Source organism: Neobacillus sp. 204 (assembly GCF_046562815.1).
Lineage (GTDB): Bacteria > Bacillota > Bacilli > Bacillales > Cytobacillaceae > Neobacillus.
Genome location: NZ_JBJORY010000003.1, coordinates 229,416 through 241,029 on the forward strand (window position 1 = coordinate 229,416; position 11,614 = coordinate 241,029).

Here is an 11,614-nt window from a genome sequence, read left to right on the forward strand (position 1 = left end):
ATAAATAAATGCGTAGCGATATGATTAAAAAGGGAATTGACCGTGCACCCCACCGAAGCCTTTTATATGCAACAGGGGTAAAAACGAGTGACCTTGAAAAGCCGTTTATCGGCGTCTGTAACTCGTTTATTGAAATTATTCCAGGACATAAACACCTTAATCATTTCGGTGAGATTGTAAAAGAAGCTATCCGTGAAGCTGGTGGTATTCCTTTCGAATTTAATACGATTGGTGTCGATGACGGCATAGCAATGGGCCATATTGGGATGCGCTATTCCCTTCCAAGCCGTGAGATTATCGCCGACAGTGCCGAAACTGTCATAAATGCTCATTGGTTTGATGGAGTTTTTTACATTCCAAACTGTGACAAGATTACACCTGGAATGTTAATGGCTGCTGCACGAACCAACGTCCCTTCTGTATTTGTATCAGGCGGACCGATGGAAGCGGGTGTTTCTCCATCAACAGGAAAGAACCTTTCACTCACTTCAGTATTTGAGGGGGTTGGTGCTTACCATAACGGTACGATCAGCCAGAAGGAGCTTCTGGACATTGAAACAAATGCCTGCCCTACATGCGGATCTTGTTCAGGGATGTTTACAGCAAACTCAATGAACTGTCTAATGGAAGTATTAGGAATGACTGTTCCGGGTAACGGAACAATTGTTGCAACTTCAGATGAGAGGCATGAATTAATTCGTCAAGCGGCTAGACATTTAATTGAATTAGTAAAAAAGGATATTCGGCCGCGTGACATTATTACTAGAGAAGCAATTGATAATGCCTTTGCCCTAGATATGGCGATGGGGGGATCAACGAATACAGTGCTTCATACATTGGCAATTGCCAACGAAGCTGGGATTGAATACGATTTACGTGAGATTAACAAAATTGCTGAAAGAGTTCCTTATCTAGCAAAAATTATGCCAGCATCCGATTATTCAATGGAAGATATTCATCATGCAGGCGGGGTTAGTGCCATTATTAATGAACTTTATAAAGTAGAAGGCGCCTTGCATGATAACTGCTTAACCATTACAGGTAAAACTCTTTCAGAAAATGTGAAGGAAGCAACAATCACGAATGAAAATGTCATCCGGACAAAAGACAATCCATATAGCCCAGTTGGTGGACTATCCATCCTATATGGAAACATTGCTCCAGACGGCGGGGTAATCAAGGTTGGTGCCGTTGATCCTTCCATTAAAACATTCTTGGGTGAAGCAATCGTTTTTGAAACCCAAGATGACGCACAAGAAAATATTAATAATGGTACTGTTCAAGCGGGACATGTGGTTGTTATCCGCTATGAAGGTCCAAAAGGCGGACCAGGAATGCCTGAAATGCTTGCACCTACTTCCGCAATTATGGGTCGTGGATTAGGTAAAGAAGTTGCCCTAATTACAGATGGACGCTTCTCGGGTGCCAGCCGTGGAATTTCCATTGGTCATATCTCACCAGAAGCAGCAGAAGGCGGACCAATTGCCCTTGTTGAAAATGGTGACAAAATCTTAATCGACCTAGAAGCACGCACCATTGACCTTCTTGTTGATGATGAAGTTTTAGCCGAACGACGGAAGGCATGGGTGAAACCAGAGCCTAAAATCAAAACTGGTTATCTTGCAAAATATGCAAAACTCGTAACATCTGCCAACACAGGCGGGATCATGAAATTCTAAAATATTCTTACCAATGGGAATAAGTAGTACCCCTCCCCTTCTCTTAGGAAGTTAAGGTGCTAAAGCGTTAAATGGGGATCATTTGACAAAAAAATATCCATAAATCGATGACGGGAATAAAGGAATAAGAATTCGTATTTTCAGAGAGCTGGGGTTGCTGGAAGCCCAGTAATACAACTTATTCTGACATCATCCCTGAGTGTTAAGCCGAACGATCATTAATTAAGTAGGCTTAATCGGGTGTCCATATCTTTGAACACCTGTTATCAAAAGAAGCGTATCTATATTTTTTGATGTCGCTTCATAAGGCAGTATTCGTAAGGATACTGTAAAAACGGGTGGTACCGAGAAAATGAAAGGCCTTTTCTCCCCGATTATTCTGCTTTTGATCTTATTGACTGCAGTCTATTCCGGGAGAATAGGGCCTTTTTTACTATGTTTAAGCATTAGCAGTGAATTTTCTGCAACCAGCAATTTTTCAATATCGAGACTTGAAACAAATTTTTAAAAAATTCAATCATCCGTAAGGAGGGATTACAACGTGAAAGTAGAAGCAAAAAAGCTTGAGGTCCAAACAACTACAGAACCGAGAACCGGTGCAGACCTTCTCATCGACTTACTGAAAAAAGAAGGTGTGGAAACTCTGTTTGGATATCCCGGAGGTGCCGTCCTTCCAATCTATGATGCCATTTACCGCGCCCAGGGAACTATCGAGCATATTCTCTTCCGACATGAACAAGGAATGATCCATGCAGCTGAAGGGTATGCCCGAGTTACCGGTAAACCTGGAGTTGTTATTGCAACTTCAGGACCAGGAGCAACCAATCTGGTTACTGGAATAACTGATGCAATGATGGATTCCCTGCCACTTGTTATATTCACAGGACAGGTTGCACGAAGTGTCATCGGAACAGACGCATTCCAAGAAGCAGATGTTATGGCAATTACCACGCCGATTACGAAACATAACTACCAGGTACAATCAATTGAAGACTTACCACGCATCGTCAAGGAAGCTTTTCATATTGCTTCTACTGGTCGACCAGGGCCAGTATTAGTGGATGTCCCTAAAGATATTTCTGCTGGATTTTTGACTGAAGATCCCGAAGAAGCGAGCATTAATTTACCTGGATACCAGCCAACAACAAAGCCAAATCCATTGCAGATTAAAAAGCTTGCCGATTCCATTTCAAGGGCAATTAAGCCTGTAATCCTTTCAGGCGCCGGTGTTCTTCACGGAAGAGCATCAGCCGACTTAACTGCTTTTGCGGAAAAGCACCAAATCCCAGTGGTCACCACTTTACTTGGACTTGGTACCTTTCCTGCAGATAACCCACTCTCGCTGGGAATGGGTGGAATGCACGGAACATATGCAGCGAACACGGCCGTTTACGAATGTGATCTGCTTATCAACTTTGGAGCCCGATTCGATGATAGACTAACAGGAAATCTTAAACACTTCGCCCCATTTGCGAAAGTTGCCCATATTGACATCGACCCGGCCGAAATTGGTAAAAATGTTCCAACACTTATTCCTATTGTTTCTGATACAAAAGAGGCACTCAGCGAGCTGCTTGATAAGGAGTTCGAGTCACCTAAAACGGCTGAATGGCTGGAAAAACTGAATCAAAACAAACAGGAGTATCCGCTTTGGTATAAACATGATCCAAACGGAATGTGCCCGCAATGGGTTATCGAAGCAGTCCACAAAGTAACGAATGGTGAGGCTATCGTCGCAACTGATGTCGGCCAGCACCAAATGTGGGCAGCCCAATATTACACCTTTAAAACCCCACACCGCTGGATTACTTCAGGTGGACTGGGAACAATGGGCTTTGGCTTCCCTGCCGCGATTGGTGCACAAATTGCCGAGCCGGATAGTACAGTCGTTGCGATTGTCGGGGATGGCGGCTTCCAAATGACACTTCAGGAATTATCGATTATTTATGAACGAAACCTTCCCGTAAAAATTATTATTGTCAACAATGGCGCACTTGGAATGGTTCGCCAATGGCAGGAACTTTTACACGGAAACCGTATTTCAGAATCGATACTTCATACACAGCCTGATTTTGTCAAACTTGCCGACAGCTATTCAATTAAGGGTTATCGGGTTAACAATCAAGAGGAACTCATCACTGTTCTTCCTGAAGTATTCGCCCATAATGGTCCAGTTCTTGTTGATTGCCGTGTTCTTCAACAGGAAAAAGTATTTCCGATGATTGCCCCTGGCAAAGGAATCCATGAAATGATAGGGGTGAAACCATGAAGCGAATCATAACAGCAACAGTTCAGGATCGAAGCGGTGTTCTCAACCGTGTCACCGGACTTCTGCAAAGGCGTCAATTCAATATTGAAAGTATTTCCGTTGGGCCAACAGAAACGGAAGGTGTTTCAAAAATGACCCTCGTTGTTGAAATCGAAGATGAGCAGCGTCTCGAACAAGTGACAAAGCAGCTTAATAAACAGATTGATGTTTTAAAAGTTTCTGATATTACGGATAAAGCAATTGTTGTTCGCGAATTGGCCTTGATTAAAGTAGCCTCAAGCAGCCAGCTCCGCAGTGAGATTAACGGAATCATTGACCCATTTCGTGCCATCGTAATTGATGTAAGTAAAGATAGTTTAGCCGTTCAAATCACCGGCAAACCTGAAAAAATCGATGCATTACTAGAATTACTTCGCCCATATGGAATTAAAGAGATTGCCAGAACAGGATTGACAGCCCTATTACGCGGGCATCAACCGCAAGTAAACGAACTAAATCATTACACCCTATTAAAATAATAACTTACCTTGAAAGGATGATCGATAATGGCAAAAGTACTTTATAACGGAGATATTCAAGAAGAGGTTTTACAAGGAAAGAAAATCGCAGTAATTGGCTATGGTTCTCAAGGTCATGCCCATGCACTTAATTTAAAAGAGAGCGGTTTTGATGTAGTAGTTGGATTAAGAGGCGGAAAATCGTGGGATAAAGCAGTTGAAGATGGCGTTGAAGTTACTTCAGTTGCAGAGGCAGCTGCAGCAGCTGACGTTATTATGGTTCTTCTTCCTGATGAAATGCAGCCAAAGGTTTACAAAGAAAGCATCGAACCAAACCTTGAAGCAGGTAATGCCCTTGTTTTTGCACATGGTTTCAATGTTCACTTTAGCCAAATCGTTCCTCCTGCAGATGTAGACGTATTTTTAGTAGCACCAAAAGGCCCAGGTCATTTAGTACGTCGTACTTACACTGAAGGCGCTGGTGTCCCAGCACTTTACGCAGTTTATCAAGACTACACTGGTCAAGCACGTGATCTTGCCCTTGCCTATGCAAAAGGTATTGGCTCAGCCCGTGCAGGTGTTTTAGAAACTACCTTCCAAGAAGAAACAGAAACAGATCTTTTCGGAGAGCAAGCTGTTCTTTGCGGCGGAACTACTGCCCTTATCAAAGCTGGATTTGAAACTCTTGTTGAAGCAGGTTATCAGCCTGAAGTTGCCTACTTTGAGTGTTTACATGAATTGAAATTAATCGTAGACCTTTTATATGAAGGTGGCTTTGAAAATATGCGCTATTCAATTTCCGATACTGCACAATGGGGAGATTTCGTGTCTGGACCACGTGTCGTAAATGCAGATACAAAAGCACGGATGAAGGATGTATTAACAGATATTCAAACTGGTGTGTTTGCTAAAGGCTGGATCCTTGAAAACCAAGCAAACCGCCCACAATTCAATGCGATTAATCGTGCTGAAAACAATCACCAAATTGAACAAGTTGGCCGCGAGCTTCGTGCATTAATGCCATTTATTAAAAAGCCAGTAACAGCAAAGAAGGAAGTGGCGGTAAATGGTTCACGTTAACATCTTTGATACGACATTACGCGATGGCGAACAGTCCCCTGGTGTGAATTTAAACCAGCTTGAGAAATTGGAAATCGCAAGACAACTTGAACGGTTTGGTGTTGACATTATGGAGGCCGGCTTTCCGGCTTCCTCCCAAGGCGATTTTGAAGCAGTAAGAGCAATCGCCCGGAATATTAAAAATGTTTCAGTTACTGGCCTGGCAAGAGCGACGAAATCGGACATTGACATTGCGTGGGATGCGTTAAAAGATGCAGCAGAACCAAGGTTACATGTGTTCCTTGCCACCTCCCCTATCCATATGCAATATAAACTGATAAAAACACCTGAGGAAGTCACCCAAATTGCTGTAGACATGGTTTCTTATGCTAAACGGAACTTCCCGCACATCGAGTGGTCGGCTGAAGATGCGTCCCGCTCGGATCTTGATTTCCTTGTCCAAATTATTACGAAGGTCATCGATGCTGGTGCAACCGTCATTAATCTTCCTGATACAGTCGGTTATACCACACCTGAAGAATATGGACGCATGTTCCGCTACATTCGAGAAAACGTTCCTAATATTCATAAGGCGGCATTATCATGCCATTGTCATGATGATTTGGGAATGGCGGTTGCGAATTCGCTAGCTGCCATCGAAAACGGAGTTACTCAAGTCGAAGGTACGATCAACGGAATTGGGGAACGTGCTGGTAATGCTTCTTTGGAAGAAATTGCCGTGGCCTTAAACATCCGTAAAGATAAGTATCCTTATACTTCCAATCTAGTCTTAAAAGAAATTAAACGCACGAGTGATCTTGTCAGCCGCTTTACGGGGATGATGGTTCCTCCTAATAAAGCCGTGGTTGGAAAAAATGCTTTCGCCCACGAATCAGGAATCCATCAGGACGGCGTCTTAAAAAATACGTTAACCTATGAGATTATTACGCCTGAACTAGTCGGAGTCAAATCCAATGATTTAGTGCTCGGCAAACATTCCGGCCGCCATGCCTTCAAAGATAAAATTGAGCAAATGGGCTTTGAACTTTCGGATGAGAAACTCATTGAAGCCTTTACTTCTTTTAAACTATTAACCGATCGTAAGAAAGAAGTAACGGACGAAGATCTTTTTGCGATTCTAACCGATATTCAAACAACAGCTGTTGATATCAAAAAATATGAACTTGTTGCCTTCCAAGTCCATTACGGCTCAGCAAACTTGCCGACAGCTACTGTGGCTTTAACCACTCCTGAAGGTATTCGAGTGGAAACAGCCCGTACAGGTTCTGGTAGTGTAGAAGCTTTAATGAACACTTTAGAAAGTTTGATTAAAGAAGAGATCCATCTTACTGATTTTAGATTAAGTTCGATTGGCCAAGGACGAGATGCACTTGCTGAGGTCCATGTCAAAATGACGGTAAATGGTACCACTGTAACCGGCCGCGGTTCAGCACAAGATGTACTAGAGGCTTCAGCAAAATCATTCTTGAACGCTGTTAATCGTGTATTTTTTAACCAAAAAGCAGTTGTAAAAGAAACTGCCAAAATATAAAAACCAAACAAAAATGAGGAGGTTGCTTCTAATGAAAAAACGTATTGTCTTACTTCCCGGTGATGGCATTGGCAAGGAAGTTATTAATTCAGCAAAAGACGTGTTAAATGCTATTGCTGAAGAATACAATCATACTTTTAGCTTTGAAACCCATGAAATCGGAGGAGCAGCCATAGACCTATACGGCACTCCCCTTCCAGACTCAACCGTTGCTGCTTGCAAACAGGCCGATGCGGTATTGCTTGGCGCGGTTGGAGGACCAAAATGGGATAACAATCCCTCCCATTTACGTCCTGAACGAGGCTTGCTAGGAATCCGTAAAGCACTTGATTTATATGCAAACTTAAGGCCAATTAAAGGATTTAAAAACCTTCTTCATGCCTCACCTTTAAAGGAAGAAGTAGTCTCTGGAAGCGACCTCCTTATCGTACGTGAATTAACGGGCGGCCTTTACTTCGGAACACCAAGTGAACGTCGTGATAATGGAAACTCCGTTGTAGACACACTAGTGTATTCCCGTCAAGAAATTGAAAGAATTGTCGATAAGGGCTTTCAAGCCGCACAGCAGCGGCGTGGTCAGCTGACTTCGGTTGATAAAGCAAATGTGCTTGAATCTAGTAAACTATGGCGTGAAATTGTCGAAGAGAAAAAAGCTCAGTATCCAGATGTAGCTGTGGAACATGTATTAGTTGATGCTGCCGCTATGAAATTAATCACAAACCCTAGCCATTTTGACGTAATCGTTACCGAGAATCTATTCGGAGACATCTTAAGCGATGAAGCCTCCGTTATTACCGGATCACTTGGTATGCTCCCTTCAGCTAGCTTAAATGAAAATGGAGTGGGCCTTTATGAACCGGTTCACGGCTCTGCCCCAGACATTGCTGGCAAAGGTGTAGCCAATCCTGTAGCGATGATTTTATCTGCTGCACTTATGCTTAGGTACTCTTTCCAATTAAATGACGAGGCAAAAGTGATTGAGGATGCTGTCCAAGCGGTTTTAGATGCCGGCTTCCACACAGGCGATCTTCAAGTTCTAGATGGTCGTCTTGTTGGAACTGCTGAAATGACAAAAAGGATTGCGGATTATATCAAATCGCAAAATGCTTCGAAATGCATCGCCAGCTGTTATTTTTAATAAATTCGGTGGGTAAACCGTCTTGTTCAGCGGTTTACCCCTAAATTTATCCAAGGTTCTAAAAAAAAAAATTTAAATTCATTAACGTGAGGAAGGACGCTATGCATACACCAAAAAATATTATTCAAAAGATTTGGGAAAAGCATGTTGTACATCAAGAAGAGGGAAAACCAGATTTATTATATATTGATTTACACCTCGTTCACGAAGTAACCTCTCCTCAGGCTTTTGAGGGCTTACGAATGAATGAGCGTAAAGTACGCCGCCCAGACCTTACCTTTGCGACGATGGATCATAATGTTCCAACCCGACAACGTTTGGTAATCAATGACCCTGTTTCGAAAAATCAAATTGATACCTTACAACAAAATTGTCAGGAATTCGGGATTCCACTTGCTGATATTCACCACCCAGATAATGGGATCGTCCATGTAATCGGACCTGAACTTGGTCTTACACAGCCTGGTAAAACCATTGTTTGCGGCGATAGTCATACCTCTACACACGGAGCATTTGGTGCACTTGCTTTTGGGATTGGTACGAGCGAGGTCGAGCATGTTCTTGCAACCCAAACACTTTGGCAGGCACCGCCTAAAACGTTAAATGTTAAGGTCAACGGGAAACTCGGTACTGGCGTTACAGCGAAAGACTTAATCCTTGCCATCATCGGTAAATTCGGTGTCCAATTTGGAACAGGTTATGTAATGGAGTACACAGGTGAAGCCATCCGTTCACTCTCCATGGAAGAGCGGATGACAGTTTGTAACATGTCAATTGAAGCAGGTGCTAGAGCAGGACTGATCACACCTGATGAAACAACTTTTGAATATTTACGAGGAAGACGTCATGTACCTCAAGGAGAAGCGTTTGAACAAGCGGTTGCAGAGTGGAAAGCTCTTGCTTCAGATGAAGGGGCAGCATACGACCGGGTCGTTAAGATTGAAGCAGCGGAAGTTGAACCACAAGTAACCTGGGGAACAAATCCAGGTATGTGTATTCCAATTACGGCTAATGTTCCAAATCCAGACGAAACGGAGAAACCTAGTGAGAAGGACGAGATCGGGCGTGCGCTTGAATACATGGGCCTTGAAGCAGGTCAGCCGATCTCAAATGTGAAAATTGACCATGTTTTCATCGGTTCTTGCACAAATTCGCGCATAAGCGATTTACGAAGTGCGGCTGAGATTATCCGGGGCAAAAAGGTTAGCCCTTCAGTTACCGCTATTGTGGTTCCAGGTTCATTTAGTGTCAAACTTGCAGCCGAAAAAGAAGGCCTTGATAAGGTCTTTACAGAAGCAGGTTTTGAATGGCGCGAAGCCGGCTGCAGTATGTGCCTGGCGATGAACGATGACATTGTTCCACCTGGGGAACGCTGTGCCTCAACTTCTAACCGAAATTTTGAAGGCCGCCAAGGGAACGGAGCCAGAACCCATCTTGTCAGCCCTGAAATGGCAGCTGCTGCCGCTGTTGCAGGCCACTTCGTTGATGTCCGCCAATTCTCTGCAGCACAGGAGGTTAGATAGCATATGGAACCATTAAAGATTCATCAAGGCCTTGTTTATCCATTAAATAGGTCGAACATTGATACGGACCAAATTATCCCAAAACAGTTTTTAAAGCGGATTGAACGTAGTGGTTTCGGACAATTCCTTTTTTATCATTGGCGTTTCGATGATGAAGGAAATCTTCGTCCTGATTTTTCTTTAAATGATCCAAAATATAAAGGCGCATCTATCTTGGTTGCTGGTGAAAACTTTGGTTGCGGATCTTCTCGTGAGCATGCGCCGTGGGCAGTTCAAGATTTCGGCTTTAAAATTGTCATTGCCCCAAGTTTTGCCGACATTTTTAAAAACAATTGTGTAAAAAATGGGATTCTCCCGATACAGGCTAGTAATGAACAAGTTCAGTCCATTATTAGAAAAGCAGAATCCGAAGAATATCAATTAACAGTCGACCTTGAAAATCAAGTGGTCTATGATAATGAGGGATTCAAGGTTGCTTTCGAAATTGCTCCTTACCCTAAAGTCATGCTGCTGAATGGCTGGGATGAGATTGGTGTTACCTTAACGTACGAAAATAAAATTGAGCAATATGAACTTGCGCATTAGAAAAGCGCAAGCGCCCTGTTCAGCGGCGTATGGCCTGGAGCGCTCCAACCGAGATAAAGGAAACACGAAGAGCCGAAGGCGATTCGATGTTGACTTATCGTAGGGCGGAGAGCGAAGGACACTAGCCGCTAGGGCGCTGGAGCTAGACAGTTATCTAAGTTCAAAAACTTATACTTTCTTATCGCGTAAATAACAAAAAAATGAGCTTGGAAACCCAGGCTCATTTTTTCTGCTTTCACAGCTCGTTCAAAATATTTCTATTCTCAGATTCTCCGTTAAAGGTCAAGACCTCTTCAACGGGCTCGTATGATTCACCATAAAAATGATGATCTTTATAGGTGTGAATCATATCATATGTTTTCCTCATGGCTTCAAAAATCATTTCTTCTGATTCTTCATTAGGGGCCCAGTAGAGGATTTCCATCCGATTAACCTCATTTGTCGCCAATGATTTTCTCTCATAACCGATAGAAACGGCGTGCTCAAATTTTTCACGTTTATAAAAATGAAGCCGTTTTTCGGAATCGCTATCTTCATAATTGACTGGTTCTACTTCAAGGATAATGGGCTTTCCTTTTCGTTTTAATTTTTCCAAAAGTTTATGGCCAAGTCCCTCGCCACGGGCATTTTTTGAAACAAATAGATAATCAATAAACACAAAATTGTCTAATTCGGCATACATCAAAACATGATTTGGTCCCTCATCTTTATGATAAATGTTTGAACGTTCTTTCAGTAAGGTTTCCATGTGAGCCTTTGATTTCATTTCTTCCACTGGAAAATACTGATTCAACTTTTCATACCAATGCATGGAAATACTCCTTTATGTTCCACTTAGTTTTTTCATTAAAACTCAGGCAATTGATCAAGATTATTTTCTTTGATACCGTCTGGTTCACTGCGGATAATGTCTCGCCCATATTTGTGGAAGACATCGATATGAGCGATCATTCCAGATTTTGCTTCATTTAATGCCGTGATATAATCCAACTCACGACCAGTGCTGGTTTTAAAAGCGATAATATCTCCATCATCGTTTTTTCTTACCGATACAAATTCCTCTTTGCCATCAGGGTTGCTGTTCCCTGCTTCCATTTGGGCTTGCTGTTGACTTTGCTGCTTGTATTCTTGATAAATTTTTTCATAATCTTTTTGTTCCACTACTTCCACCTCCGAACATTTGTTAGTATTTTTCTATTTTTAAAAATTATCCTTACCTAGGAAAGTGTCATAAAAGCTTCAAAGTATTCCTTCACTGATAAAAACTATAAATATCTCCTCATGGTATAATTCACCTGAATTGGAGGCAATC

The 11,614-nt window shown here is 42.5% G+C and carries 10 protein-coding genes; 8 read left to right on the forward strand and 2 right to left on the reverse strand.

Annotated elements, in window-relative coordinates; all coding sequences use genetic code 11:
- The first annotated feature begins 8 nt into the window (after positions 1–8).
- From ilvD to leuD, 8 genes are all read left to right on the forward strand, one after another.
- Positions 9–1,679 (forward strand): dihydroxy-acid dehydratase, encoded by a 1,671-nt coding sequence (ilvD, locus tag ACJ004_RS08310; RefSeq protein WP_410892441.1) that lies wholly within the window; start codon positions 9–11, stop codon positions 1,677–1,679.
- A gap of 541 nt (positions 1,680–2,220) precedes the next feature.
- Entirely contained in the window at positions 2,221–3,948 is a 1,728-nt protein-coding gene (ilvB, locus tag ACJ004_RS08315; RefSeq protein ID WP_410892442.1) for a biosynthetic-type acetolactate synthase large subunit, read from the forward strand.
- A complete protein-coding gene (gene ilvN, locus ACJ004_RS08320; RefSeq protein ID WP_410892443.1) occupies positions 3,945–4,466 on the forward strand; it encodes an acetolactate synthase small subunit in 522 nt (173 codons plus the stop codon). The genes ilvB and ilvN overlap by 4 nt, the downstream gene beginning before the upstream one ends.
- Positions 4,467–4,493: 27 nt before the next feature.
- On the forward strand, positions 4,494–5,525 hold the full coding sequence (ilvC, locus tag ACJ004_RS08325) for a ketol-acid reductoisomerase (RefSeq protein ID WP_410892444.1): 1,032 nt from the start codon (positions 4,494–4,496) through the stop codon (positions 5,523–5,525).
- Positions 5,512–7,056, forward strand: coding sequence for a 2-isopropylmalate synthase (locus ACJ004_RS08330; protein ID WP_410892445.1), 1,545 nt, complete (start codon positions 5,512–5,514; stop codon positions 7,054–7,056). The genes ilvC and ACJ004_RS08330 overlap by 14 nt, the downstream gene beginning before the upstream one ends.
- 31 nt (positions 7,057–7,087) lie before the next feature.
- Complete coding sequence (gene leuB / locus ACJ004_RS08335) at positions 7,088–8,194, forward strand: 3-isopropylmalate dehydrogenase (RefSeq protein ID WP_410892446.1); 1,107 nt, start codon at positions 7,088–7,090, stop codon at positions 8,192–8,194.
- A 101-nt stretch (positions 8,195–8,295) separates the two neighbouring features.
- Positions 8,296–9,717: a 3-isopropylmalate dehydratase large subunit gene (leuC, locus tag ACJ004_RS08340; RefSeq protein WP_410892447.1), complete on the forward strand. Its 1,422-nt coding sequence runs from the start codon at positions 8,296–8,298 to the stop codon at positions 9,715–9,717.
- Between the two features lie 3 nt (positions 9,718–9,720).
- Complete coding sequence (leuD, locus tag ACJ004_RS08345; RefSeq protein WP_410892448.1) at positions 9,721–10,302, forward strand: 3-isopropylmalate dehydratase small subunit; 582 nt, start codon at positions 9,721–9,723, stop codon at positions 10,300–10,302.
- A 235-nt stretch (positions 10,303–10,537) separates the two neighbouring features.
- Here leuD and ACJ004_RS08350 read toward each other — a convergent pair whose 3' ends face one another.
- Together ACJ004_RS08350 and ACJ004_RS08355 are read right to left on the reverse strand one after the other, a co-directional pair.
- On the reverse strand, positions 10,538–11,113 hold the full coding sequence (locus ACJ004_RS08350) for a GNAT family N-acetyltransferase (protein WP_410892449.1): 576 nt from the start codon (positions 11,111–11,113) through the stop codon (positions 10,538–10,540).
- Positions 11,114–11,148: 35 nt separating this feature from the next.
- On the reverse strand, positions 11,149–11,463 hold the full coding sequence (locus tag ACJ004_RS08355) for a DUF3892 domain-containing protein (RefSeq protein ID WP_410892450.1): 315 nt from the start codon (positions 11,461–11,463) through the stop codon (positions 11,149–11,151).
- Between the last annotated feature and the right edge of the window lie 151 nt (positions 11,464–11,614).

Excerpts from the sequence above, each read along its gene's own strand:
- ACJ004_RS08350 (WP_410892449.1), bottom strand. The coding sequence starts at position 11,113 with ATGCATTGGTATGAAAAGTTGAATCAGTATTTTCCAGTGGAAGAAATG.
- leuD (WP_410892448.1), top strand. The coding sequence starts at position 9,721 with ATGGAACCATTAAAGATTCATCAAGGCCTTGTTTATCCATTAAATAGG.
- ilvD (WP_410892441.1), top strand. The coding sequence starts at position 9 with ATGCGTAGCGATATGATTAAAAAGGGAATTGACCGTGCACCCCACCGA.
- leuB (WP_410892446.1), top strand. The coding sequence starts at position 7,088 with ATGAAAAAACGTATTGTCTTACTTCCCGGTGATGGCATTGGCAAGGAA.
- leuC (WP_410892447.1), top strand. The coding sequence starts at position 8,296 with ATGCATACACCAAAAAATATTATTCAAAAGATTTGGGAAAAGCATGTT.
- ilvN (WP_410892443.1), top strand. The coding sequence starts at position 3,945 with ATGAAGCGAATCATAACAGCAACAGTTCAGGATCGAAGCGGTGTTCTC.
- ilvC (WP_410892444.1), top strand. The coding sequence starts at position 4,494 with ATGGCAAAAGTACTTTATAACGGAGATATTCAAGAAGAGGTTTTACAA.
- ACJ004_RS08330 (WP_410892445.1), top strand. The coding sequence starts at position 5,512 with ATGGTTCACGTTAACATCTTTGATACGACATTACGCGATGGCGAACAG.